Origin of the sequence: Actinoplanes sp. NPDC049668, from assembly GCF_044465445.1 — a bacterium.
Lineage (GTDB): Bacteria > Actinomycetota > Actinomycetes > Mycobacteriales > Micromonosporaceae > Actinoplanes.
Genome location: NZ_JBITLR010000004.1, coordinates 790,725 through 815,327, shown reverse-complemented (window position 1 = coordinate 815,327; position 24,603 = coordinate 790,725). Strand labels below are relative to the sequence as shown.

General features: G+C 72.6%; 24 protein-coding genes and 1 pseudogene. 15 read left to right on the top strand and 10 right to left on the bottom strand.

Features of this window, described 5'->3' with window-relative positions:
- The first annotated feature begins 10 nt into the window (after positions 1-10).
- Positions 11-835, top strand: coding sequence for an alpha/beta hydrolase (locus tag ACIBSW_RS21110; RefSeq protein WP_354724244.1), 825 nt, complete (start codon positions 11-13; stop codon positions 833-835).
- On the opposite strand, the gene ACIBSW_RS21105 is transcribed toward ACIBSW_RS21110, so the two are convergent.
- Positions 808-2,418: a glycoside hydrolase domain-containing protein gene (locus ACIBSW_RS21105; RefSeq protein ID WP_354724242.1), complete on the bottom strand. Its 1,611-nt coding sequence runs from the start codon at positions 2,416-2,418 to the stop codon at positions 808-810. The two genes, ACIBSW_RS21110 and ACIBSW_RS21105, sit on opposite strands and share 28 nt — an antisense overlap.
- Positions 2,419-2,546: 128 nt before the next feature.
- Positions 2,547-3,353 (bottom strand): isocitrate lyase/phosphoenolpyruvate mutase family protein, encoded by an 807-nt coding sequence (locus ACIBSW_RS21100; protein ID WP_354724240.1) that lies wholly within the window; start codon positions 3,351-3,353, stop codon positions 2,547-2,549.
- Between the two features lie 89 nt (positions 3,354-3,442).
- On the opposite strand from ACIBSW_RS21100, the gene ACIBSW_RS21095 reads away from it, so the two are divergent.
- Positions 3,443-4,429 carry an alcohol dehydrogenase catalytic domain-containing protein gene (locus tag ACIBSW_RS21095; RefSeq protein ID WP_354724238.1) on the top strand — a complete coding sequence of 329 codons (987 nt, stop codon included), beginning with the start codon at positions 3,443-3,445 and terminating at the stop codon, positions 4,427-4,429.
- Here the strand turns inward: ACIBSW_RS21095 and ACIBSW_RS21090 are convergent.
- Together ACIBSW_RS21090 and ACIBSW_RS21085 are read right to left on the bottom strand one after the other, a co-directional pair.
- Entirely contained in the window at positions 4,410-5,312 is a 903-nt protein-coding gene (locus ACIBSW_RS21090) for a hypothetical protein (RefSeq protein WP_354724236.1), read from the bottom strand. The two genes, ACIBSW_RS21095 and ACIBSW_RS21090, sit on opposite strands and share 20 nt — an antisense overlap.
- Positions 5,313-5,401: 89 nt before the next feature.
- Positions 5,402-5,941: a hypothetical protein gene (locus ACIBSW_RS21085; RefSeq protein WP_354724234.1), complete on the bottom strand. Its 540-nt coding sequence runs from the start codon at positions 5,939-5,941 to the stop codon at positions 5,402-5,404.
- 112 nt (positions 5,942-6,053) lie between these two features.
- Here ACIBSW_RS21085 and ACIBSW_RS21080 point away from each other — a divergent pair, with 112 nt between their 5' ends.
- From ACIBSW_RS21080 to ACIBSW_RS21070, 3 genes are all read left to right on the top strand, one after another.
- Complete coding sequence (locus ACIBSW_RS21080; protein ID WP_354724232.1) at positions 6,054-6,554, top strand: SigE family RNA polymerase sigma factor; 501 nt, start codon at positions 6,054-6,056, stop codon at positions 6,552-6,554.
- Positions 6,551-7,555: a hypothetical protein gene (locus ACIBSW_RS21075; protein ID WP_354724230.1), complete on the top strand. Its 1,005-nt coding sequence runs from the start codon at positions 6,551-6,553 to the stop codon at positions 7,553-7,555. The genes ACIBSW_RS21080 and ACIBSW_RS21075 overlap by 4 nt, the downstream gene beginning before the upstream one ends.
- A gap of 96 nt (positions 7,556-7,651) precedes the next feature.
- The gene (locus tag ACIBSW_RS21070) at positions 7,652-7,942 is read left to right on the top strand and encodes a hypothetical protein (protein WP_354724228.1); all 291 of its coding nucleotides are present in this window, start codon (positions 7,652-7,654) and stop codon (positions 7,940-7,942) included.
- Here the strand turns inward: ACIBSW_RS21070 and ACIBSW_RS21065 are convergent.
- Positions 7,939-8,457 carry an Lrp/AsnC family transcriptional regulator gene (locus ACIBSW_RS21065; protein ID WP_354724226.1) on the bottom strand — a complete coding sequence of 173 codons (519 nt, stop codon included), beginning with the start codon at positions 8,455-8,457 and terminating at the stop codon, positions 7,939-7,941. The genes ACIBSW_RS21070 and ACIBSW_RS21065 overlap by 4 nt on opposite strands.
- Positions 8,458-8,549: 92 nt before the next feature.
- Here ACIBSW_RS21065 and ACIBSW_RS21060 point away from each other — a divergent pair, with 92 nt between their 5' ends.
- Together ACIBSW_RS21060 and ACIBSW_RS21055 are read left to right on the top strand one after the other, a co-directional pair.
- The gene (locus ACIBSW_RS21060) at positions 8,550-9,458 is read left to right on the top strand and encodes an SMP-30/gluconolactonase/LRE family protein (protein ID WP_354724224.1); all 909 of its coding nucleotides are present in this window, start codon (positions 8,550-8,552) and stop codon (positions 9,456-9,458) included.
- A 187-nt stretch (positions 9,459-9,645) separates the two neighbouring features.
- Positions 9,646-11,142 (top strand): PAS domain S-box protein, encoded by a 1,497-nt coding sequence (locus tag ACIBSW_RS21055; RefSeq protein WP_354724222.1) that lies wholly within the window; start codon positions 9,646-9,648, stop codon positions 11,140-11,142.
- Here the strand turns inward: ACIBSW_RS21055 and ACIBSW_RS21050 are convergent.
- Both ACIBSW_RS21050 and ACIBSW_RS21045 read right to left on the bottom strand, forming a co-directional pair.
- A complete protein-coding gene (locus ACIBSW_RS21050; RefSeq protein ID WP_354724221.1) occupies positions 11,109-11,663 on the bottom strand; it encodes a hypothetical protein in 555 nt (184 codons plus the stop codon). The two genes, ACIBSW_RS21055 and ACIBSW_RS21050, sit on opposite strands and share 34 nt — an antisense overlap.
- A gap of 161 nt (positions 11,664-11,824) precedes the next feature.
- Positions 11,825-12,007 carry a hypothetical protein gene (locus ACIBSW_RS21045; protein ID WP_354724219.1) on the bottom strand — a complete coding sequence of 61 codons (183 nt, stop codon included), beginning with the start codon at positions 12,005-12,007 and terminating at the stop codon, positions 11,825-11,827.
- Between the two features lie 303 nt (positions 12,008-12,310).
- Here ACIBSW_RS21045 and ACIBSW_RS21040 point away from each other — a divergent pair, with 303 nt between their 5' ends.
- From ACIBSW_RS21040 to ACIBSW_RS21030, 3 genes are all read left to right on the top strand, one after another.
- Positions 12,311-13,153, top strand: a complete 843-nt coding sequence (locus tag ACIBSW_RS21040; RefSeq protein WP_354724217.1) for an SPFH domain-containing protein — start codon at positions 12,311-12,313, stop codon at positions 13,151-13,153.
- A gap of 77 nt (positions 13,154-13,230) precedes the next feature.
- Positions 13,231-14,214 (top strand): DJ-1/PfpI family protein, encoded by a 984-nt coding sequence (locus ACIBSW_RS21035; protein ID WP_354724215.1) that lies wholly within the window; start codon positions 13,231-13,233, stop codon positions 14,212-14,214.
- Between the two features lie 2 nt (positions 14,215-14,216).
- Positions 14,217-14,840, top strand: a complete 624-nt coding sequence (locus ACIBSW_RS21030) for a DJ-1/PfpI family protein (protein WP_354724213.1) — start codon at positions 14,217-14,219, stop codon at positions 14,838-14,840.
- A gap of 3 nt (positions 14,841-14,843) precedes the next feature.
- Here the strand turns inward: ACIBSW_RS21030 and ACIBSW_RS21025 are convergent, their stop codons facing one another.
- Both ACIBSW_RS21025 and ACIBSW_RS21020 read right to left on the bottom strand, forming a co-directional pair.
- On the bottom strand, positions 14,844-15,446 hold the full coding sequence (locus ACIBSW_RS21025; protein ID WP_354724211.1) for a hypothetical protein: 603 nt from the start codon (positions 15,444-15,446) through the stop codon (positions 14,844-14,846).
- Between the two features lie 30 nt (positions 15,447-15,476).
- Positions 15,477-16,199, bottom strand: a pseudogene (locus ACIBSW_RS21020) (SIR2 family NAD-dependent protein deacylase).
- Between the two features lie 717 nt (positions 16,200-16,916).
- Between ACIBSW_RS21020 and ACIBSW_RS21015 the strand changes: the two are divergent.
- The 3 genes from ACIBSW_RS21015 to ACIBSW_RS21005 all read left to right on the top strand — a co-directional run bounded on the left by ACIBSW_RS21015 (position 16,917) and on the right by ACIBSW_RS21005 (position 22,013).
- Positions 16,917-17,123, top strand: a complete 207-nt coding sequence (locus ACIBSW_RS21015; RefSeq protein WP_354724209.1) for a hypothetical protein — start codon at positions 16,917-16,919, stop codon at positions 17,121-17,123.
- 91 nt (positions 17,124-17,214) lie between these two features.
- On the top strand, positions 17,215-20,913 hold the full coding sequence (locus tag ACIBSW_RS21010) for a S8 family serine peptidase (protein ID WP_354724207.1): 3,699 nt from the start codon (positions 17,215-17,217) through the stop codon (positions 20,911-20,913).
- Positions 20,914-21,026: 113 nt separating this feature from the next.
- Positions 21,027-22,013: a helix-turn-helix domain-containing protein gene (locus ACIBSW_RS21005; protein ID WP_354724205.1), complete on the top strand. Its 987-nt coding sequence runs from the start codon at positions 21,027-21,029 to the stop codon at positions 22,011-22,013.
- A gap of 3 nt (positions 22,014-22,016) precedes the next feature.
- Here the strand turns inward: ACIBSW_RS21005 and ACIBSW_RS21000 are convergent, their stop codons facing one another.
- Positions 22,017-22,832: a sugar nucleotide-binding protein gene (locus ACIBSW_RS21000; RefSeq protein WP_354724203.1), complete on the bottom strand. Its 816-nt coding sequence runs from the start codon at positions 22,830-22,832 to the stop codon at positions 22,017-22,019.
- 164 nt (positions 22,833-22,996) lie between these two features.
- On the opposite strand from ACIBSW_RS21000, the gene ACIBSW_RS20995 reads away from it, so the two are divergent.
- Both ACIBSW_RS20995 and ACIBSW_RS20990 read left to right on the top strand, forming a co-directional pair.
- On the top strand, positions 22,997-23,209 hold the full coding sequence (locus ACIBSW_RS20995) for a hypothetical protein (protein ID WP_404799408.1): 213 nt from the start codon (positions 22,997-22,999) through the stop codon (positions 23,207-23,209).
- 93 nt (positions 23,210-23,302) lie between these two features.
- Complete coding sequence (locus tag ACIBSW_RS20990) at positions 23,303-24,376, top strand: hypothetical protein (protein ID WP_354724199.1); 1,074 nt, start codon at positions 23,303-23,305, stop codon at positions 24,374-24,376.
- The last annotated feature ends 227 nt before the right edge of the window (positions 24,377-24,603 follow it).

Below are 24,603 nucleotides of genomic sequence, written 5' to 3'. Positions count from 1 at the left end.
AATGGCCGGGATGAACAGAGTGGAGATCCACCGCGACGGCGTCCGGGTGTCCTGCCTGGACGCCGGATCGGGCCGCGACGTGGTGGTCCTGCTGCACGGCCTGGCCGGGAGCGCCCGGGAGATGTGGCCGACGGCCGAGAGCCTGCTGCCGGACCGGCGCGTCATCGCGATCGACCAGCGCGGCCACGGCCACTCCACCCGCCGGCCGCGGGACCTCTCCCGCTCGGCGTACGTCGACGACGTGGCCGCCGTCGTCGACCGGCTCGCGGGCGGCGGGCCGGTGACGCTGGTCGGCCAGTCGATGGGCGGGCACACCGCGATGCTGACCGCCGCCCGGCATCCCGGCCTGGTGAGCCGGTTGGTGATGCTGGAGGCGGGTGTCGGCGGTCGCGCCGATGACGACGACTATCCGGCCCGGCTGGGCGACTGGTTCGCCTCCTGGCCGGTGCCGTTCGCCGACGAGCGGGCCGCGGCCGAATTCCTCGGCTCGACCCCGATCGCCCGGGCCTGGGCCGGCGACCTGGAGCGGCGCGCCGACGGGCTGTGGCCGCGGTTCGAGCCCGAGGTGATGCGGGCCGCCATCGAGCCGGTCGCGGAGCGGGCCCGCTGGACGGAGTGGCGCGACGTGCGGGCGCCGACCCTGCTGGCGTACGGCGGGAACGGCACCACCCCCGCGGCCGAGGTGACCCGCATGCGGGAGCTGCGGCCGGGCGTCGCGCACGCCGTCATCGCGGACGCCGGACACGACGCGCATCTCGAGCGGCCCGTGGAGTGGGCCCGCCTGCTGACGGGTTTCCTCGCCCCGGCTCAGAGCAGCGGCGAGCGACCGCCGTAGCCGGTCGCCAGGCGCAGGCCCGGGTTGAGCCCGGTGCCGGTGCCGCGGTAGAGCATCAGGCTGCCGTTCGACTTGAGGACCGCGGCCAGGTCGGTGTAGCCGTCCCGGTCGAAGTCGCCGGCGCCGATCAGGTCGCGCATGCCCTTCCAGCCCGTGGCGAGCTGCTTCCTGGCGCCGAGCGCGCCCTTGCGGCCGGGGTACAGGAACAGCGTGCCGGTCGCGGTCTGGCGGGCGACCAGGTCGACGTGGCCGTCGCGGTTGAAGTCACCGACGCCGGCCAGCTCGCCCATCGTGTGCCAGCCACCCGCGTAGATCACCTTGCGGGCGCCCAGCTTGGTGCCCTTCGCGCCCGGGTAGAGGTAGAGGTTGTGGTTGCTGGTCTGCGCCGCGACCAGGTCGGGGTACCCGTCCTTGTTCAGGTCGCCGATCGCGGTGATCTCGCGCATCTTCTTGAAGCTCTTCGAGAGCAGCTTGCGCGAGCCGAGCCTGCCGTCGCTCTTGCCCGGGTAGAAGTACAGGTAGCCGTTCGAGGCCACCCGCGCGACCACGTCGGGGTACCCGTCGCGGTTCAGGTCGCCGATCCGGACCAGCGCGTTCATGGACTTCCAGCCGCCGCTGATCTTCCGCCGGGCCTTCTCGTCGGTGTAGGTGCCGTTGCCCGGATAGAGGAAGAGGTTGCCGGTGCTCGACGTCCGGGCCAGCACGTCCGACCAGCCGTTGCGGTTGTAGTCGGACAGCTTCGCGACGGGCAGCGGCGCGAAGTCGACCAGGTTGCTGTCGATGTTGATGGTGACGCCGCCCCAGGTCTCCTTGTGGTCGCCGTGGTACTGCTTCATCCGGCGGTGCGGCGACCAGTGGCCGGGCGGGATGGCCGGGTCGGTGACGGTGGCGATCTTGTCCCAGCGGGCGAAGTCGAGGTAGTCGGGGCGCACGTAGCCGGCCACCGCGTAGTTGGCGACCTGATCGGCGACGCCGGAGTCCATGCTGCTGTAGAAGCCGGAGAGGTAGCCGAGGTCGTGCAGGCGGGCGGTCCAGGCGCTGATGAACTTCAGGACGCCGGAGCGGCAGGCGGCGTCGCCGTTCCGGTACGCCTCCATGTCGTAGATCAACACGCTCTGCGCGGCCAGGCCGAGCGCGCGCGCCTGCACGGCGGCGTCCTGCGCGGCGGCGGCACCCTGCGCGGCGGCCTTCGCGTTGTCGATCAGGTTCTTCTTCTTGGTGGCGAGGGTGCAGGACGCCTGCGGGCCGACGTAGAGCGGGATCAGGTGCCAGCCGGCCTTGACCTGGGTACGTACCCATTCGGCGGTGAGATTGGCCTGGGTGCAGCCCCGGTTGTTGCCGCCGAAATAGATGCCGACCGCCTTGTACGGCGATGCCTTCCACGCCGCCATGCTCTTGCTGGACGGTGCCGTACAGGCGTCGAACGCGGGCCCCGAGAATTTTCCCGGCTGAACGGTGGCCGCCGCGGTCGCGGTGACGGTCGCGTCCGCCCGGGTAAGGGTCGTCGCCGACATCAGCACGACCGCGCCGCAGAACACCGCACGAAGAATGGGGTTGCGGTGTATCCGCGTCAGTTTCCGCATGACTACCTTTTCTCGGGCACGCTTTACCATTGTCAAGTCATAAATAACCCCTGACTTAAACAGAATTTCCGGCGTGCGGATACCGGCCGAACAGGTGATCTTCGATCTCGCACGGGCGGATCACCCGGTCAGGTGTCAATCCTGTCGGTCGGCTCCACGGTCGGCCGGTCGGACAGCGTGGCGAGGACCGCCGGCGGCAGCCGGTCGACCCGCGCCGCGTCGCCCTCCTCGGCGATCGCGCGGTAGGCGAGCGACGCGGCCCGCAGCGCGGCGAGCACGGCGGCGAGCGGATGCAGCACCAGGCAGAGCCCGAACCCGGCCAGCTCGGCGTCGGTCAGGCGGCCGTCGCCGGCCCCGGCCTGATCCTCGGACCGGCAGACGACCATGGGTACGCCGGGCAGCACGACTCGCAGCCTGCCGACGTCCGCCTCGGGGACGCCGACGGGGAGAACCGCGTCCGCGCCGGCGACCGCGTACGCCCGGCAGCGCTCGAAGGTCTCGTCGAGGGTGCCGGCCCGGACCCGCGCGATCAGCACGACCCCGGGCACCCGCTCGGCCAGCGCGGCGATCCGGACCGCCGAGAGGCCGGCGTCCTCGCCGTCGGTGAGGCAGAGCCCGCTGATGCCGGCCCGCTGGTAGGCGAGCGCGGTCCACACCGCGTGATCCGGGTCGTCGTAGCCGACGTCCGCGTCGGCCAGCAGCGGCACGCCGCCGAGCTCCGGCACCAGGATCGCGGCCCGGTCGGCGATCTGGGTGGCCGGCGCGAAGCCGAGGTCCGGCGCGCCGAGCATGGTGGCCGCGACCGCCGGGCCGGACAGGTGCACGGCCCGGTGCCCGGCCCGGACCGCGAGCGCGGCGCTGGCCGGGTCGTAGACGCCCGGCGCGTGCGTGACGCGGCCGGCGACGAGCATCGCCCGCAGGTCGGCGGCGGTCATGGTCGGTGCGCCTCGGGTCGGTCCATGCCGCTGATCATGACTGATCCATCGGCGGCCCGCGATCCGGGCGCCGGTGTTAGCGTCCAAAGGTGACCGAGCTGAGCATGCGAGTGGCCCGACTGCACGGCGCCGGGGACGTCCGGCTGCACACCGAACGGCGGCCACGGCCGGCCGGCGACGGCGAGCGGCTGGTGGAGGTGACCTCGGTCGGGGTGTGCGGCTCCGACCTGCACTGGTTCACCGAGGGCGGGATCGGCGACGCCGTGCTGGCCCGCCCGCTCGTGCTCGGCCACGAGATGGCGGGCGTGATCCGCGGCGGACCGGACGACGGCGTCGCGGTCGCGATCGACCCGGCCCTGCCGTGCGGCGCCTGCCCGCCCTGCCGCGCGGGGCACGGCAACCTCTGCCCGGACATCGTCTTCGCCGGCCACGGCGCCCGCGACGGCGGCCTGCGGCAGTTCCTGACCTGGCCGGCCGACCGCCTGTACCCGCTGCCCGACGGGCTCTCCGCCGACGACGGCGCCCTGCTGGAGCCGCTCGGCGTCGCGCTGCACGCGCTCGACCTGGCACACCTGCGGATGGCCGCGACGGTGGCGGTGGTCGGCTGCGGCCCGATCGGTCTGCTGCTGGTCCAGCTGGCCCGCGGGCACGGCGCCACCCGGGTGCTCGCCGCCGAGCCGCTGCCGCACCGGATGGCGGCCGCTGCGGGTTTCGGCGCGGAGCCGGCCGGCGCCGAGGGCGTCGCGGACGTGGTCTTCGAGGTCTCCGGCACCGACGGCGCGGTGGACACGGCGCTGCGGCTGGCCCGGCCCGGCGCCCGGGTGGTGCTGGTCGGCATCCCGGACGGCGACAGCACCACGTTCAGCGCGGCGCTGGCCCGCCGCAAGGGCCTGACCCTGGTGCTGGTGCGCCGGATGGGCGAGGTCTACCCCCGCGCCATCGACCTGGCCGCGCGCAAGCTGGTCGACCTGGCGCCGCTCGTCACGGACGTCTTCGCACTCGACGAGGCCGGCGCCGCGATGACCACCGCCGCGGCGCGCACCGGGCTGAAGGTCGTCATCCACCCGAACGGCTAGCGGCGACGACCGAGGTGACCACGCCGGAGGTGACCACGTCGTAACGGTTCCGGGCGGCCTGCCAGCCATCGGGGGCGAACTCGGCGCCGGCCTCGACCCCGCGGTGGGTGTTCCCGTCGACGACGGCGGTGCCGGCGCCGCCGCCCAGGCGGAACCGGACCGGCGCTCCGGCGCCGGCGTGGACGACCAACTCACCGACCGGGCCGGTCATCGTGAGCGGCACCGTGCCCTTCGGCTTCCCCAGTTGCAGCACGACGTGCGCGGTGCCGCCGTCGACCGCAATGCCGCGCAGGCCGCCGGCCCGCATGTCGATGTTCCGCTCCGTCGCGCCGCCGGTGAGCCGCAGGGTCCACGCCACCTTCGCGTTGAGCCGGATCTCGGCGCCGGCCGTGCCGGCCTCGCCGGTCCGGATCAGTTCGAGGCGGGAACCCCGCGCGCCGTCGGTCAGCACCGGCAGCGCGCCGCGGTCCGTCGTCGCGATGTCGAGCAGCGTCTCCCCGAGGTCCTCGCTGCGCACGCGCAGCACGGCCGTCGCGCCGGCGATCTCGAGGAGCCGGGTGCGCACCGAGCCGAGCGGCGCGGTCACCCGGTGCGCGGCGTCCGGCCACGGCTGGGCGGGCGACGTGGACCCGGCGGGCACCGCCTCGGCGCCGGCCGCGGGCCGGTACACCGGCTCGTACGCGACCGTCTGCCCGAGGACGACACCGACGGTCAGGGCGACGAGCGCGAGGGTGAACACCCAGAGCCGCCAGGGCCGACGCGGCCGGTCCTGGTAGACGATCACCGCGCGCGCCGCCACCGTCGGCGGCCGCGCGGGCTCCGGCGCGGGGACGACCGGATCGGCGCGCGGCGACGGCTCGAACCATCCCCGGCTCTCACTCACCGTGGCACCTCCGCTCACCGCCTGCCCCCACGGTGTCCCGGATCATAGCCCGATGTGGATCGACGATCAGCGGTGCGGTGCGGTGTGGTTCAGCCGGCTACCGCGGCGGAGTCCCGCTCCGCCTCGGCGGCGGCGCGCAGGCACTGCGCGAGCCCGGCGCCCTGGACGATCGACAGCACCGGGGCGGTCAGCTCCAGGGCGAAGCTGTCGGGCCGCAGGCTGAAGCTCGAGCCGGTGGTGACCAGCCGGGCGACCGGCGCGCCGGCCTCGTCGGCGACCGCGAACCTCCGCGCCGTCCAGTTGCCCTTGGCGTGCAGGACGCGGCCGCCGGGCAGCGTGATCACGGAGCGCCCGGACAGGCCCCACCCGCTGATCCTCAGGTCCAGGACCGGTTCCTGCCGCGGGCCGAGCACCTGGTACGTGCGGCCCCAGAAGCCCACCCGGGATCCCGAGGCCAGCAACGTCGATCCGGCGGCGTCGAGGAGCTCGAAGCGTGCCCGCGCCGTCCATTTGTGCCAGCGGATCGTCGCGACCGGGTCGCCGCCCTCGAGGGTGACCGGCGACGTGCTGCCGAACACCGTCCGGTCGGGGAGCACCAGGACACCGGTGAAGGGTTCGAAGGGCTGCATGGCCTCGATTCTGGGCCCGGCGGTCAACCTCCTCCCCCTTGCGGTAAGCGGATGGGGGTGCGTGGGGCGTCTTTGATGGAGAGGACTTTCGGCGCGGTGGGGCGGGGGACGCGTGCACAGCGGATTCGAGCAGTACGTCAGGGTGCGAGGCGAGGCGCTGTGCCGCTTCGCCCACCTGCTCTGCGGCGACCGGCACCTCGGCGAGGACCTGGTGCAGGAGGTGCTGGTCAAGGCGCACCGGCGCTGGGCGAGCATCGAGGCGGAGCAGCCGGACGGTTACCTGCGTACCGCCCTGGTCCGGTCGCACATCTCCTGGCTGCGCCGCCGTTCCAGCGGCGAGCGGCCCAGCGCGGAGCCGGCCCACGCCGCGGTCCTCGGCGACTTCGCCGACCAGCACGCCGCTCGCGAGGACATGTGGGGCCTGCTCGCCGGGCTCACCCGGACGCAGCGCGCCGTCCTGGTGCTGCGCTACTACGAGGATCTCGACGACCGGCAGATCGCCGAGATCCTGCGGTCCTCGCCGAGCACCGTCCGGGTGCACGCCGCCCGCGGCCTGGCCCGGTTGCGCGCCGACCTGACCCCGTCAACCCTGAAGCCGGGAGCATCGCTGTGAGCCTCGAAGACGACCTGCGTACCGTCCTGCGGGACCGGGCGGCGGAACCGGCGTCCCGGCCGGATCTGCTCGGGCTGGTCAACGCCGGGGTGGCCCGCGACCGCCGGCGCCGGGCCGTGATCGCCGGCGGGTCGGCCGCGCTGGCCCTGGCCGCGGTGGTGGCCGTGCCGGTGGCGCTGGCCGGCGGGTCCGAGCGGCCGCCGCGCCCGCCCGCCGCCTCGCCCTCTGCCAGCCCGGTGGCGTGGGACGTCCCCGGCTGGGAGCAGCCCGCCTTTCCCCTGGCACCGAGCTGGCTGCCGGACGGGGCGGGCCGTCCCGAGGTCATCCTGATGGGCACCAACACGGTGCTGCAGTACGAGTGGCCGGGTTCGGTGCTCTCCGCCGAGGTCGGCCCGGTGCCGGGCACCTGGGAGTCGGAGGGCGAGGAGGACCACCCGGGCTCGGTCGGCGGGCGGCGGGCCACCGTGCGCACCGCCGGGGACTCCGACGCGGGGACGCCGGGCGGCCAGCCGTACGTCGGTGTCCGGTGGCGCCTCGCCGACGGGCAGTGGGCGCAGGTGGTCAGCTTCGGGCCGCGCACCGAGGCGCAGGTGCTGCGCTTCGCCGCCGGGCTGCGCCCGGGCCGGGTCGCGGGCGAGGCCGCGCCGTACACCTTCGCCGAGGTGCCGCCCGGCCTGACGCTCCAGCACCAGAGCCCCGGGAATGTCTGCCTCGCGCCGCGGGATGAGCCGGTGCCGGGCACCGACGACCCGGAGTTCTTCAAGCGGTCGCCGCATGGGCTCTGCCTGGTCACGACCGAGGGGCCGTTCGATCCCGCGGAGGCGGACGAGACGCTGGCGATCGGCGGCCGTCGGGCGGCCTACTTCGCGGGCGCCGGACTGCTCAGGATCGAACTTCCCGCGGGCCGGGTGCTGGAGCTGGACTGGGACGCCGAGCGGATTCCGCTCACCCGCGACGACATCGTCCGCTTCGCCGAGGGCGTACGGGTCAAGGGTTCCTGAGGCGTCACTCGTAGTGGTGAATCGCACCAGATAGGACACTACAAGTACATAGGGTGGACTTCTCAGGAGATTCTGGAGGTCACGTTGCCCGTCATCATGATCCTGCGACTCAAGGCCGACGCGAACGCCCTCGAACGGTTCACCAACGCCAACCCCGAACTGCTGGAGGGCATCTCCGCCGCCGGGCAGGCGGTCGGCGCCACCCGGCACACCTTCGCCGCCGCGGGCGACGAGGTCCTCGTGATCGACGAATGGCCGGACGAGGCGACGTTCCAGAAGTTCTTCGACAGCCAGACCGACATCCCGCGGATCATGCAGGAGGCCGGCGCGCAGGGCCCACCGGAGATCACCTTCTACCGCAAGCTCGACACGCCCGGCCAGTTCTAGGCCGCCGTCGATCGCCGTCCCGAGCCGGGCGTCCCTCCGTCGTCGACGGGCGGGGCGCCCGGCTCGCGTCCGTGGACGTTCAGCGGGCGTTCGAAGAACGTCTCCAGCACGACGATGGTCTCGGTGCCGGTGACGCCGGGTACGCCGAAGGCGCGGCGCAGCACGGCCTGCAGCTGCTCGGGTGTCGAGGTGCGGACCTTCACCAGCAGCGACGCCGACCCCGCGACGATGTGTGCCTCCTGGATCTCGGGGATGGCCGCGAGCGCGTCACGGGTGGGCTGATCACCCATCCACGCATTGGCCTGGAGCATCACGAACGCGAGGACGCCGCTGCCGACGGCGGCCGGGTCGACGTCGACGGTGGTGCGCGTGATGACCCCGCGCTCGCGCAGCTTGCGCACCCGCTCGTGCGCCGACCCCGCAGAGAGCCCGACGGCCTTGCCGAGTGCCGCGTACGCCTGGGTGGCGTCGGCCTGCAACGCCGCCAACAGCGCCCGGTCCGTATCGTCCATCAAACCTACTCTCGTAGAATATGAGTTTGACCGTACCACATTCCGTGGTGTTGGCTGTTTGCCAAACAGTATTCGCCAACCGTGAGGAGTGTGCGATGGCCGAGACCATCCCCGCCGAGTTCCGGATGCTCGACGAGCGCTTCCGCTACATCGACGGCGACTTCGTCCTCGAACGGCTGCACGCCGGCGCGCGCAAGAGCGAGGGCCCGGCGTACTTCCCGGCGGGTCGCTATCTGGTGTGGAGCGACATCCCCAACGACCGGCTCCTGCGCTGGGACGAGACCACCGGCGCCGTCGGCGTCCTGCGCCGGTCGTCCGGCTACGCCAACGGCAACACCGTCGACCGGCAGGGCCGGCTCGTCACCTGCGAGCAGGGCAACCGGCGCGTCACCCGTACCGAGCACGATGGAACCGTCACCGTGCTGGCCGACCGCTATCAGGGCAAACGGCTCAACAGCCCCAACGACGTCGTGGTACGCGCCGACGGAACGATCTGGTTCACCGACCCGACCTACGGCATCACCAGCGACTACGAGGGCGGCCGGGCCGAGAGCGAGCTCGGCGGCGCCTGCTACGTGTTCCGCCTCGAGGTGTCCACCGGCGACCTGCGGGTGGTCGCCGACGACTTCTGCCGCCCCAACGGCCTGGCCTTCTCCCCCGACGAGCGGCGGCTCTTCATCGCGGACACCCGGCAGGAACCCAGCCACATCCGCGTCTTCGACGTCACCGCCGACGGCGACCTGGCCGGCGGGAAGGTCTTCGCCGAATGCGACAACGGGCGCTTCGACGGCCTGCGGCTCGACGACGCCGGCCGGGTCTGGGCCGCGGCCTGGGACGGCGTGCACTGCTTCGACACCGACGGCACCCTGATCGGCAAGCTCCTGTTGCCCGAGCCCGCCGCCAACCTCACCTTCGGCGGCCCGAAGCGCAACCACCTCTTCATCACCGCGGGCACCAGCGTGTACTCGCTCCGGGTCACGATCAACGGCGCTCGCTACCCGTAGGCCGGATTCGGGCGGTTCGGCGGCTCGCCGGGCGGGTGCGTGGGATCCTGGGTGCACGGGCCCGCCCAGCGCTGGGCGCAAGCGCCGGGACGACGGTGCCGGTGATGCCCGACGGAACAGCGGGACTTTCTGACCGTCGCGTCCAGCTCAGGGCCTATGGGTGCCGCAGCTGTTCCAGGGGGCCGCGATGAGGGAAGCGCATTGGCGGCACGCCGGAGTACTGACGGCCGCGATGCTGCTGATCGTCGCCGGTGGCGTCGCGGAGCTCGCGACGCCGCCCCGGGTGGTGTTGTCCGGGATCGTCGTGCTCGGGCTGGTGCTGGCCGCGGCCTCGGCGCGCCCCTGGGCGGTGGCCGCCGTCGGGGTGTTCGCCGCGCTGACGGCCTGGGCCACGTCGTCGTGGCAGGGGCTGGCCGGCAGCACCGTCCAGCTGACGGTGCTCTCGCTGGTCGCCGGGGCGACCCTGCTCAGCATGGCCGTCGCCCGCCGTCAGCAGGTCCTCGAGGGCCGCGGCAGCGGGGCCGCCCAGAACCGGTCGATGCTCGCCGCCATCGTGGAGTCGTCGGAGGACGCGATCATCACCACCGACCTGAAGGGCAGGATCACCACCTGGAACGACGGCGCGACGCGCCTGTACGGCTGGACGGCGCAGGAGGCGATCGGACGCACCATCACCCTGGTGCTCCCGCCCCACCGAGCGGCGAACCTGGCGACGGTCCTGGCACAGACCGCCGAGGGCCGGGCCGTCGGCCTGCTGGAGACCCAGCGGATCCGCAAGGACGGCACGGTCATCGACGTGACGACGAGCGTCTCGCCGGTGCACGACAACGACGGGACCGTGGTGGGCGGCGCCGGGATCGAACGTGACATCACCGAGCGCAAGTGCGCCGAGCGCGAGCGCCGGCAGATCCTCGAGCGGTCCGCACGCGCGGAGCGGATGGAGAGCCTGGGCCAGCTCGCCGGCGGCATCGCACACGACTTCAACAACCTGCTCGCGATCAACCTCAGCTACCTGGAGTTCGCCCTCGAGCGAACCACCGACCCGCAGGCGATCAAGGACCTCGACCGTGCCCGCGCGGCCACCGACCGGGCCCGCGACCTGACCCGGCAACTGCTGCTCTTCGCCCGCAAGGAACCCGCCAACGCCGAGCTCATCGACCTCAACTCCGTGATCGACGAGACCCGCACCCTGCTGCAGCGCAGCATCGGCGCGCACATCGAGCTGGTCGCGCACCCGGCCGAGGAACCCGTCACCATCCGGGCCGACCGCAGCCGGACCGAACAGATCCTGTTGAACCTCGTGATCAACGCCCGCGACGCGATGCCGGACGGCGGCGTCATCGCCATGGAGGCCGAGCCGGTCGCCGTGCCCGGCGACCCGTCCCGGCAGCCGTCGCTGCCCGCCGGCGCCTACGCGAGGCTCCGGGTCGCCGACACCGGCACCGGCATGCCGCCGGAGGTCGCCGCGCACATCTTCGAGCCCTTCTTCACCACCAAGGCCAAGCAGCACGGGACCGGGCTGGGGCTGGCCACCGTCTACGGCATCGTCACCGACGCCGGCGGGACCATCACCGTCACCTCAGAACCCAACGTCGGTACCACCTTCGAGATCCTGCTGCCCTTGGCCGAGGACGAGCCGCCGCCCTCCGCTCAGACCCGGCACTGCCAGGTGCGCGCGTCGTAGTAGTTCACGAACCGTTCGACGGTGGCCGCCACCCCGGTCGTCTTGCGGCAGACCGCGGCGACGTCGATCGAGAAGTAGGTCGGCCCGCCGCGGCTGTGCCTGACGCACCGCCAGTCGTAGACGGTGGTGCCGACCAGCTCGGCGGAGCTGTGGCCGGTGGAGGTGCAGTAGTTCCCGAAGTCCGGCGCGACGGCCGCAGGCGAGACCAGCCAGCACTCGACCGAGGCCGGATCGCGGAAGTCGCCGATGCGGTCGACGGCGTCGCCGGTCGCGTAGGTCCAGCGGCAGGCCGCGTCGAAGGTGAGATCGCTGCGGCCGCCGTCGGCGCCGGCGCAGTGCCAGTCGTACGCGGTCGGGCCGGCCAGGACGGCGCCGGCGTTGCCGAGCGAGCGGCAGTACGCGCCGAGGTCGAGCCCGCCGAGCTTGCGGGGCGGCGTGGACGCGGCGGCCGGGCCCGCCGTGGCGAGCACGCTCGCGAGGCCGACGAGCAGGGCGAGCAGGGTCTTGCTGAGCGAACGCATGGATCTCCCGGCTAGTTCGTGGTCCCCATTGGAGGATCGGCATCGACAGCCTAGGCAGGTTTCGGCGTTCTGCAAGAGCTTGCAAAGAGAACGTAACTTCTCTCACCGAATGAGAGGAGTTGCAGTGCCCGGCCCCGGGTGGCGGAGCCGGGCACCTGGCGTCAGCCGTTGCCGACACCCCAGGAGTCGAGCGACGCCTCGACCGGGTGGGTCCCGGAGCCGATCAGCGGCATCAGCGCCACGCTCGTCTCGCCGGCGGACGGCGACACCACGGCCAGGGCACCCACCACGATCGCCAACGGTACGAACAGGGCGCGGCCCAGGACGGCCATCCGTCGCTGCATGAACTTCCTCCTTCATCGGCGTGCGGACCCGCACGCGTGCGTCCGCAATGTTCGGCGTACGCCTTTGGGTGGCCTTTCGGTCGGCCATTCACGGAAATTGCGTTGTGGCCGCGCGGGCACATTTGTCATTCTCATTGCGGCCCCGGCGGCTTCAGAAGCAAGCGCCTACCACAACGGACGCACTGGCGATCAAACCAAGCTGGTCCGCTGCCCTCCCGGCGACCGATCCTTCACATCGGATCCGCTACGGGGCCACCCTTCGTCCCATTCGCTTCGGGGATGTCCCCGAAACAGAGGTGAGTCATGTCCAAGCGCCATGAGGTGATCGTCCGCAGCGGTTTCCGCGGTCTTCGTTACGTCGACGGCCGGTTCGACCAGGTACTCGAGCCGGGCCGCTACCGCCTGCCCGTCCGCCGGTACCCCGGGCAGCGGCTGCCGCAGGTCGAGGTCGTCCCGGTCGACCTGCGCGAGCGCGAGCTCAACATCAAGGGCCAGGAGATCCTGACCGCCGACAAGGTCGCGGTCCGGGTCAACATCATCACCCACTTCCGGGTGGTCGACCCGGTCGCGGCGATCGAGCAGGTCGCCGACTACGGCGACCGGGTGTACAGCGACGTGCAGCTGGCGGCGCGGCGCTCCCTGGCGTCGATGACGCTGGAGGCCATCCTGACCAACCGCAACCAGCTCAGCGAGGACATCCTCCGCGACGTGGAGGGCGTCTCCGCCGGCTACGGCATCGAGATCATTCGCGCCGACGTCAAGGACCTGGTGTTCCCGGGCAACCTGCAGGACATCATGAACCGGGTGCTGACCGCGCAGCGGATGGCCGAGGCGCAGATGGTCGAGGCGCGCACCCGCGCCGACCGGGAGGCCCTCGAGGCGAACTCCAAGGCGGACTCCGAGCGGGTCGCCGCGCAGGCCCGGGTCGAGTCGACCCGGCTGGCCGCCGAGGGCGACGCCGCCGCGCAGCGGATCCGGACCGAGGCCGAGGTCGACGCGCTGCGCCGGCTCGCCGAGGCCGCCGAGGAGTACGCGCGGCACCCGGCCCTGCTGCGGCTGCGCGAGCTGGAGACGATCGGCGCGCTGGGCACCAACGCGGCGGCGCGGCTCTACATCGGGTTCGAGAAGCACCAGCTTCCTGACTGAGCACGGCACCGGGCGTGGCCGGATTTGCAATATTCGTGTCGTTGACGCCACGCCCGGCGCCCCGCGACGATCGGTGCATGGAACGCCGTACCGTCGTCGTGATCTTCGATGGCTTTCAGCTGCTCGACCTGGCCGGGCCGGCCGACGTCTTCTCGACCGCGAACCTGCTCACCCGCGCGGACGGCTACCGGCTGGAGGTCGCCGCCGTCCGCGCGGGGCAGGTCCGCGCACAGAGCGGGATCCTCACGCAGGCGCAGACTCCCCTCGCCGGGCTCACCGGGCCGATCGACACCCTGCTGGTCGTCGGCGGGCTGTCCCTGTCGCCGCGGCCGGCGGACCGGGAACTGGTCGCGGAGATCGCCCGGCTGGCCCCGCACTGCCGCCGGATCACCTCGGTGTGCAACGGCGCGTTCCTGCTCGCCGCCGCCGGGCTGCTCGACGGCCGCCGCGCGACCACGCACTGGCTCGCGGCCGACCGGCTGGCCTCCTGCTACCCGCGGGTGCGGGTGGACGCGGACGCCATCTACGTCCGGGACGAGAACGTCTGGACCTCGGCCGGGGTCACCGCCGGGATCGACCTGGCGCTCGCCCTCGTCGCCGAGGACCACGGGCACGAACTCGCCCGCCAGGTGGCCCGGGGCCTGGTCGTCTACCTGCAGCGGCCCGGCGGGCAGAGCCAGTTCAGCACCCCGATGCGGGCCACCACGCCGCCGAGCGAACGGTTCCGCGAGCTGCAGGCGTTCATCGACGACAATCCCGCCGGCGACCTGAGCGTGTCCGCACTCGCCCGCCGCAGCGCGATGAGCGAACGCCACTTCTCCCGCCTGTTCACCGCGCAGACGGGCATGTCGCCGGGCCGGTACGTCGAGCGCAGCCGGGCGGAGGCCGCCCGGCGGCTGCTGGAGGTCACCGCGGACCCGCTGGACCGGGTGGCCAGGGAGTCCGGGCTCGGCGGGTCGGAGACCCTCTACCGAACCTTTCGCCGGCACTGGCGGATCTCCCCCGGCGACTACCGCCGCAGATTCCGGACCGCCCAGCCCGTACCCACCGAGGAGTCGTGAACATGCACGTCGCCATCCCGCTGTACCCGCGTTACACCGCGCTCGACGCCGTCGGGCCGTACACGGTCCTGGCGTTCGCGCCGGGCTGGACGGTCACGTTCGTGGCCGACCGGCCCGGCCCGGTCCTCGACGACCAGGGCAGCCTCGCCCTGGCGGCGACGAAGTCCTATGCGGACCTGCCGCACCCGGACGTGATCGTCGTGCCGGGCGGGCCGGGCACCGCCGCGGCGCTCCAGGACCGGGCCCTGCTCGACTGGATCACCGTCGCCCACGAGCGCACCAGCTGGACGACGTCGGTGTGCAGCGGATCGTTCCTGCTGGGCGCCGCCGGGCTGCTGAAGGGCAGGAGGGCGACCAGTCATTGGGGCTGGCTCGAACACCTCTCGGCCTTCGGCGCGGAGCCCGTGAGCGAGCGCGTCGTCATCGAGGACCGGATCATCACGGCCGCGGGCGTCTCGGCCGGCATCGACATGGCCCTGACCCTGCTGGCCCGGATGACCGACGTAGCGACGGCACAGACCGTCCAGCTGGCGATGGAGTACGACCCGCGACCACCGTTCGACGCCGGCTCGCCGGCGACCGCGCCGGCCGGCATCGCCGAGCGCGCCCTCGGCCTGATCGGCTGAGCGTCACGCCAGGCAGCGGCCGTTGGGCAGCAGGCCGGCCACCTCGTACCACTGTTCGCCCGAGGCCAGGTCCAGGTAGCCCACCACGCAGCCGTCGCCCATCAGCAACGAGTACACCAGGGCGCCGGCCGGCGCGGGATCCTCGCCGGCGGCGAGGCGGACGACGCTGTCGGGCAGGCCCGCCGAGCCGAGCGCAACCCGCGCGGTCGCCACGTCGGCGTCGGTCGCCGGGCGCAGCGCGCGCCGGTCATCGCAGCCGACCGGTCCGGGCGGCGGGCAGAGAAAGGCGCGATGGAGCGCGTCGCGCATCAACCAGGCGGTGCCCTCGTGGCCGATGGGCCCCGGGTTGACGATGTCGGCCCGCCGAAACCGGTCGGCCGCCTTGCGGTGACAGAGCTCCTCGGCCGCCTTCACCTCGGCCTCGTCCGGGCCGGCCAGGAACGCGCACGAATAGCCGGCGGTCGCCTCGCCCCGGCCCGCATACCAGGTCGCGCCGGCCAGGGCGAGCGCCGCCGCCGCGAGGGTCGCGACGGCGGCCGCGAGCCACGGACCCCGGCACCGCGGCCGGGAGTCCTCGGGCTGATCGCTGTTGCCGAAGACGAACACGCCAGGCAGGGTAGCGCGGCCGCCCGACAGCTATCCGGCGACCGGGGCGGCGCCCGCGACGGCGGCACAGATCCGCGGCAGGGCGACCCCGATCGGTTCCCGGATCACCTCGACGGCGAGGTCGTCGTAGGGGGTCGGGTCGCGGTTGACGATCACCAGCCGGTTGCCGGCGTTCACCGCGACGGCACACAGCGAGGCCACCGGTTCGACGCTGAGCGAGCTGCCGACCGCGAGCATGAGCTGGGCGTTGGCCGCGATCCGCTCGGCCAGGCCGGTGACGGCGGGATCGAGGTGCTCGCCGAACAGCACCACGGCGAGCTTGAGGATCGCCGCGCAGTCGACGCAGCGTGGATCGCGGTCGCCCGCCCGGACCCGGTCCATCGCCTGCGCGCTCGGCGTGCGCCGGCCGCAACCGGTGCACACCACCTCGTGCATCGAGCCGTGCAGCTCGAGCACCTTGCGCGCGCTGGATCCGGCGCCCTGATGCAACCCGTCGACGTTCTACGTCAGGACGCGCACCGCCACCCCCGAGCGTTCCAGGCCGGCGAGCGCGTGGTGCGCCGGGTTCGGCCGGGCCCGCCAGGCGGGGCTGTCGAGATAGGTGTCCCAGAACGCCGCCCGGACCTCCGGGTCCGCCATGAAGGACTGGTAGGTGAACGCCTTGACCAGCCCCGGATCGCGGGTCCAGACGCCGGCCGGACCCCGGTAGTCCGGGATACCGGAATCCGTCGAGATGCCGGCGCCGGTGAGCACCGCCACCCGTTCCACTCCATCGAGCCAGTTGTTGATCACGGTCGCCGATGCTACGTAGCAGACGGCCGGACGACGAGCCGATTATCAGGGCGCCATGGTGCCGAGGGCCGCCGTCACAATCATCCGCGCGAGGTGATGCGCCTGCCGCGGATCAGTCCCCGGCGCTATGACGGGTCACGGCGATCCATAAACGACCCCCTCCTGGATCTTGTTCATTCCTCCAGGTCGACCGCAATTGGTGGCTTGCTGGTGCGCGGAACCGGAGCGATTCCGTGCCGTGACAACGATTCCCGGCATTCGGGAGGCCGGGAATATCAGCGGGACGGGACCACCCAGAAGACCATCTGAAAGGGGTGAGCGTGGGCCCTTGGCAACTGTGGATCTCAGTAGTTACCGTGTCGGAGACGTTGCTGATCGTAGATCCTTCGGTCACCTGACGTTGATCGCAGGTTCACCTGCGTCAGGGCGGCCGTGGCCGGACCATGCCGCCCGCCCGGACGAAGAGAAGGGAGCATGGTCATGGCGAAGAAGGCCAAGAAGTCCAAGAAGGACAAGAAGAAGTCCAAGAAGTAGTAGCTGCACGCGCTGGGCCGGTCCCCGTCGTGCAGGATCGGCGGAGTGGGGCCGGTCCAGCGGATTTGCGCCACTCCCTTTCCCCAACAGGGCCGCCGCGCCGGCCCGCTAGGAGCTATCGCATCGTCGAGTGAGGTGTGTGTGATGCACGGCGAGATCCTGAACCTGCTGGACTGCCACCTGTCCGAGCTGCAAGCGCTGCGCCGCGAGCTCTCCGGCCGCCACGCGGCTCTGCCCGGCGAACGCCGGAGGGTGGCCGCCGCGACCGCCTCCGCCGCCGAGCGCTACGCCCGCACCCTCTCCTCCATGCTGACCGACGTCGACAGCCAGTTGCCCGCCGCCGCCCCATAACGGCCGCGATCAATGGCGGGGTTGTGCCCTGGCGCGATTCCGCCAGCCGATGGTGTTCACCGGCTGCTGGGGAAGCGATAGAACTTCACGCATGCCATCCCCCACGCAGCCACCCGCACCCGGACCGGCGCGGCGCCGATTGATCGCCGCCGCGGCAGCGGCCGGCCTGATCGCCGCGACAGCCGCGATCCCGGCACCCGCGAACGCCACGGTCCCCGGCCCGCCCGCCACCGCCGCGGTCGACTCCCGGCACACCATCACGCTGATCACCGGCGACGTGGTCACGGTGACCGCCTCCGCCGCCGGCGCCGAGACGGTCGACGTCGACCGGCCCGACGACGCCGTCGGCGGCGTCCGCCTGCAGCAGAGCGGCGGCGACCTGTTCGTCCTGCCCGAGGAGGTCCTGCCGCTGCTCAGCGGCGACCGGCTGGACCGGCGGCTGTTCAACGTCACCGATCTCATCGAGATGGGCTACGACGACGCGAAGGCCGCGAGCCTTCCGGTGATCAGCGCCTACCCGCCGGGTAAGGCACGGACCGCCGCGCCGGTCACCCCGAAGGGCGCGACGCTGGTTCGCGACCTGCGGCGGGTCGGCGCCGCGGCGCTGGCGGTGGACAAGAAGCAGACCCGCTCGTTCTGGACCACCATCGCGCCGGGCGCGGGCAAGGCCCCCACCGCGCTCGGCAGCGGGGTGTCCAAGCTCTGGCTGGACGGGCGGGTCACCGCCGACCTGAAGGAGAGCGTGCCGCAGATCGGCGCGCCCGCGGCGTGGGCCGCCGGCTACGACGGGCGCGGCGTCAAGGTCGCGGTGCTGGACACCGGGATCGACGCCGGCCACCCCGACCTCGCCGATCAGATCGACGACAAGGTCAGCTTCGTGCCGGGCGAGGACACCGCCGACGTCAACGGCCACGGCACGCACGTCGCCTCGACGATCGTGGGCACCGGCGCGGCCTCCGGCGGCTCGTACAAGGGCGTCGCGCCCGGTGCGGACCTGGTCGTCGGCAAGGTCCTCAACAACGGCGGCTCCGGCCAGGACTCGTGGGTGCTCGACGGCATGCAGTGGGCGGCCGCGTCCGGGGCGGACATCGTCAGCATGAGCCTGAGCGACTCGACGCTCTCCGACGGGACCGACCCGATGTCGGTCGCGGTGGACACCCTGTCCGAGCAGTACGGCACGCTCTTCGTCATCGCGGCCGGCAACAGCGGGCCGCAGACCATCGGCTCGCCCAGCGCGGCCGCCGCCGCCCTCACCGTCGGCGCCGTCGACAAGCAGGACCGCCTGGCGGCCTTCTCCAGCACCGGCCCGCTGGCGCGCAGCGGCGCGCTCAAGCCGGACATCACCGCGCCCGGCGTCAACATCACCGCCGCCCGCTCGCAGCAGATGACCTCCGGCACCGGCTCGTACCGAGCGATCAGCGGCACCTCGATGGCGACTCCGCACGTGTCGGGCGCGGCGGCGATCCTGGCGCAGCGCCACCCCGACTGGTCCGGCCGGCAGCTCAAGGAGGCGCTGATGAGCAGCGCCAAGGGCCTGGCCGCCGGGTACACGCCGTACCAGGTCGGCACCGGCCGGCTCGATGTCGCCGCCGCCGTCCGCGGCGGCGTCCGGGCGAGCGGCCCGGTCTTCTTCGGCAACTTCGACTGGCCGCACGAGCCGACCGACGCGCCGGTGACCAAGCAGGTGACGTTCACCAACTCCGGCGACACCGCCGTGACCCTGCACCTCGCCACCACCGGAGCCGGCCCGTTCTCGGCGGGCGCCGCATCGGTGACGGTGCCGGCCGGCGGCCAGGCGAGCGTCCCCGTCGTCGGCGATCCGACCAAGGCCGGCGGCGGCCAGTACTCCGGCTACCTGGTCGGCACCGACGCCGCCACCGGAGCCGCGGTCACCCGGACCTCGCTCGGCCTGATCAAGGAGGACGAGCGGTACGACCTGAAGATCAAGCTCCTGGGCCGCGACGGCAAGCCCGCCACCTCCACCGTGGTGGTCAAGAAGGCGGGCGACCCCGACCCGTACTACTACTCCGTCACAGGCGAGCAGACGGTGCGGATGCCGCCGGGCACGTACACCGTCGAGTCGTTCCTGGACGTCGCGGGCGAGCGACCCGACTCGCTGGGCTTCGCCGTGCTGGTGGATCCGGAGACGGTGCTCAAGGGCTCGGGAGCCACCGTCGTCCTGGACGCCTCCAAGGCCCGCCTGCTGGACACCACCACGCCCCGGCGCAGCCAGGACCGGCAGCGCCGGATCGACTACACCGTCGGGTACGCCGGCGGCGACAGCTTCCGTGACGCGTTCCAGATTCCGGTCAAGTACGACGACCTGTACCTCTCGCCGACCGAGCAGGTCACCGAGGGGTCGTTCACGATGGTCAACCGGTGGCGCCGGGGCGAGCCGCTGCTGAGCCTGGACGCCGTCGGGCTGCGGCCCGTCGAGGCCACCGTCCAGCCGGGCAGCACCCTCACCGCCGGCCGGGACCTCCTGCCCACCGTGTACGCGGGCAACGGCGCGGCCTCCGACTACGCCACGCTCGACGCCAAGGGCAAGGCGGTCGTGGTGACCCGCAGCAGCGCGGTCAGCGCGCCGGACCGTACCGCCGCCGCCGTTGCCGCCGGTGCGAAGCTGTTGCTGGTCGTCAACGACGGTGTCGGCGTGCTCAACGAGTCGGTCGGCGCCTCGCCGATCACGGTCGCCACCGTGCACCGCGACGCCGGCGCGCAACTGATCGCCCTGGCCCGGACCGGCCGGCGGCACCTCCTCACCAACCAGGTGCCCTACGCCACCTACGTCTACGACCTGACCCGCACGTACTCGGGCAAGGTGCCGGACAAGGCGCTCACCTACCATCCGCGCACCGGCGACCTCGCCCGGATCGACGCGCACTACCACAACCCCACGCAGGCGACGGAGGGCAGCGGCGGCCGATACGACGTGACCTTCATCCCGGGTCTCGGATTCCCCGAGCGGGAGTGGCACCCCGCCACGCGGACCGAGTGGGTCACCCCGGGGCAGCTCTGGCACGAGACGCACGCACAGGGCACCTGGACGGACAGCTCCAACCGCAACACGTACGCCAAGGGAACGACCAGGCTGGACTGGTTCGCGCCGGCGGTGCGGCCCGCGTTCAACCGGACGTTCGCGGTGCAGAACAGCCGCTACCGCGACTTCATGACCATCAACGTGCAGGCGTGGAGCCCGTCCGGCGACCACCTGGAGCACGGCGGCAACCTCGAATGGGGTTCGGTGCCGACCAACCTGAAGCTGTACCAGGGCGGCACGCTGCTGCACGAGAACAAGCTGTCCTCCTCGTTGCAGTGGAAGGCGGTCCCGGCCGGGACGCTGCCGTACCACCTGGTGCTGGACGCCTCCCGCCCGGCCGAGCAGTGGCGGCTGTCGACCCGCACGCACACCGAGTGGGACTTCGTCTCCAGCTCCAACGACTCGGAGAAGTTCGAGCCGATGGCGTTGCTGCAGCTGGAGTACCGCCTCGACACCGACCTGCACGGCGACGCGCGGGCGGGCCGCACCGAGGAGATCCGCGTCAAGCCGGTCCCCCAGGCCGGCGGCGGGCCGAGCACCGGCAACGTCACCGCGGTGACGCTGGAGGTGTCGTACGACGACGGCACCACCTGGCAGCCGGTGACGCTGCGCAAGGGCGGCGGCTGGTGGAACGGCGCGCTCCGGCTGCCGAGGCAGCCCGGCGGCTACGTGTCGGTGCGGGCCACCGGCACGACCGACGCCGGCTTCGCCATCAAGCAGGAGATCATCCGGGCCTACGGCCTCCGATGAAACCGCTCGACGGGCCCTGGGGCGGCGACGTCCCGGGGCCCGGGGGTGGGCAGGACACGCGTGCGTGGCGCATACTCTCTCCGCGTCTACGGGTGGAGAGGAGACGGGCACCGATGCTGGGTGCGCTGGGCCTGAACCCCGAGGACGAGGCGGTGTACAGCGCGCTCGCCGGACGGGCGCAGGCCGGCCCGGCCGAGCTGGGCGAGGCCCTGCAGGTGCCGACGCCCGAGATCGCGGCGGCGCTGTCGAACCTGGTGGCGTGCGGCCTGGTGAAGTCCACTCCGGACGGTGCGTTCGCCGCGGCGCCGCCCGCGGTCGCGCTGGGCGCCATGATCAGCGAGCGGCGGGCGGAGCTGCGCAGCGCCGAGCTGGCGCTGGTCACCCTCGCCGAGGAGCACCGCAAGGCGATGGCGGGCCGCAGCATCAGCGAGCTGATCGAGGTGGTCACCGGCGTCGAGGCGATCCGCCACCGGTTCGCCCAGGTGCAGCACGCCGCCCGCAGCCAGGTACGCAGCTTCGTCACCACGCCCTTCGTCGCCGTGCCGCCGGGCGCCAACCCGGTGGAGTCGCAGCTGGTGGCACAGGGCGTGCGGTACCGGGTGGTGATCGACCGCCCGGCGCTCGCCGAGCCCGGCGTGGTCGCCGAGACCATCGAGTCGCTGCGCGACGGCGTCGAGGTGCGGGTGGTCGAATCGCTGCCGATCAAGCTGATGCTGGCCGACGCCGAGCTCGCCCTCGTGCCCCTGACCGTCACGCCCGGCGAGGAGCCGGGCGCGGTCCTGCTGCACCGCGCCGGGCTGCTGACCGCGATGGACGCGCTGTTCGAGATCGTGTGGCGTCACGCGCACCCGCTCGACGTCGCCGCGCTCGACGGCGACGGCGGGCCGGAGACCCAGGACGTCGAGGCGGACGCGCCGACCGCCCTGGACCGGAAGATCCTGGCGTTGCTGCTGGCCGGGCTCACCGATCAGGCGGTCGCCACCCAGCTCGACCTCTCCCTGCGTACGCTGCAGCGCCGCCTGCGCCACCTGATGGACCTGGCCGGGGTGCAGAGCCGGATGCAGCTCGGCTGGTACGCCGCCCGCCACGACTGGGGATGACCGTCAGCCGGCCATGAACTCCCGCACGCCGCGCAGCCGGGTACGCAGCAGCACGGTCGCCCGGTCCGTGCGCAGCCGCACGTCGGTGGGCAGCCGCAGCCCGGACTCCGCGATCGTCCCGGCGGGTATCCGGGCGGGGTCGAGGCCCGCGCGGCGGGCGGTCAGCACGCCCAGCTCGTAGCGGTCGATCGCGTCGGTCCCGGCGACGTTGAGAATGCCCCGGTAGTCGCCGGCCGCCAGCTCGAGCAGCGCGTCGGCCAGGTCGTCGACGTGCACCGGTTTGCGGATCATGTCGGTGAACAGCGCGCCGTCGCGCACGCCGCTGATCAGGTCGTAGGTGAGCGTCTCGTGCTGCCCCCGGCCGTCGCCGAGGATCAGCGAGGTGCGCACCACGGCCGCCTCCGGGCGGACCGCCAGGACCGCGGTCTCGGCGGCTGCCTTCGCGGCGCCGTACCGGTACACCGGGTCGGGCAACGCGGACTCGTCGTACTCGACCGCCTCACCGGAGAAGATCGCATCGCTGGACACGTGCACCAGCCGGACGTCCAGCGCCGCCGCCGCGACGGCGACGTGCGCGGCGCCGTCCGCCATGACCCGCCAGTCGTCCCGCCCCGTCGCGGTGTGAATCACCGCGTCCGGCCGTACCCGCTCGATCAGGTCACGGACCGCGGCCGGATCCCGCACGTCGAGCCACTCGTGGCCGTTGGGGTCGGTGCTGCTGAAGTACGTGCCGGTCACCGACCACCCGGCCGCGGCGCGCTCGGCGAGCCGCGAGCCGAGGTGCCCCGTCGCGCCGGTTATCAAGATCCTTCTGGTCATGCGCACGGACCCTACCGCCGGCCCGCCACCCCCGCTGTCAGATCTACAAGGGACCGCCTGATGGCGCGGCGGTGCCCGGCCCGGTGTGGGAACATCGGCTTGCGGCCCGGCCGCGTCCGGCCGGCGCCCGACGCACGAGGGAGGACACACCGATGGCAGTCTCCGTGAACCTCGACGCCGTTCTCGACGAAGAGTACCGATCCAGCAATCTGGTGGACCTCGTCGACGCACCCGTGTCGGCGCTCTCCGGCATCTCCGAGGCCGAGGCCGAGGGACTGCGGCAGGCATTCGGCATCGAGACCATCGGCGACCTCGCCGACAACGCGTTCGTCCGCGCCGCCGTCGCCATCAGGGAAATGGCAAAGGTCGCCCAGTAGGCCGTCCGGTTAACGTGTGGTTCCCGTGGTTCCCCGCGCCCATTCGATATGCCACCCTGGCGGTCGACATTCGCGGGTGATCTCGGGGGCGGCATGGCGAGACGCGTGTTCCTGCACGTCGGCGCGCCGAAGACGGGCAGCACCTTCGTGCAGGACGTGCTCTGGAAGAACCACCCGCGGCTGAGGCGCGCCGGCATCCTGCTGCCCGGCACCCGCTCCGCGCACGACGACGCCATGACCGACCTGCGCGAGGTGCCCTGGCGCGACCCCGGCGCCACCTGGACCTGGGACCGGATGGCCGGGGAGGCCGCCGCCTGGCCGGGCGACGTCATCATCAGCAACGAGGCGCTGGGCGGCGCCACCGCCGCGCAGGCCGACCGCGCGGTGTCCAGTCTCGGGCCCGCCGAGGTGCACGTCCTCGTCGCGGGCCGGGATCTCTGGCGCACCTTCCCGTCGATGTGGCAGCAGAGCATCCGGGAACGCCGGGTCTGGCGCTTCGGGACGTTCCTGCGCGACGTCGAGCGCGGCAGCTTCGAGGCGTTCTGGGAGCTGCACACGGCGAACCGCATGCTGCGCCGCTGGGGCGACCTGGTCCCGCCCGGCCGGCGGCACCTGCTGACGGTCCCGGAGCCGACCGCGCCGCGGGAGCTGCTCTGGCACCGGTTCGCCGGCGTCCTGGGCATCCCGGACGGGCTCTGCGAGCTCGCCGCGCCCGTCGCGAACGCGTCGCTCGGCGCCGCCGAGATCGAGGTGCTCCGCCGGGTCAACCAGGCGCTGGGCGACCGGTACCCGCACCGGACGCCGTACCAGCGCGTCGTTCAGCACCACCTGGTCAACGCCGTGCTGAAGCAGGCCGGTAACGAGCTGCGGATCGGCGTCGGCCCGGACCGGGCCGACTGGGTGTACGAGCTGGCCGAGCGCCAGATCGCCGAGCTGCGGGAATATCCGTGCCACGTCGTCGGCGACCTCGCGGAGCTCCGGCCGGCCGGCGTCCGGCCGGCGACCACCCCGGACTCGCTCGACGACGGCCAGGTGCTCCGGGCCGCCATCGACACCATCGTCGGCATGCTGGGGCACGCCGAATCCCTGCGCCGGCAGGCGGACCGGAACGACGCGATCCTGAATCGGATCCTTCGCCGCGCCGCCCGTGCCATCCGCCGCAACTGACGGGCATTTCCGCCGGCTTTCAGAATTCGTAACCCGACAATGTTTCGCGTTCGCGAATTTCCTGTAATGACCATCACAGAAAGTGACGCACAGCAAAGGGTCCACAATCGACTATGCGAAACGGTCAGCGCATGGTGCGCAGTCACAGACCTCTCGAAAGACAATGCGCACCACGATCGGGGTAATTGCGACATATCGGAATGGCGATCGACTACGCCGTGTCGCAA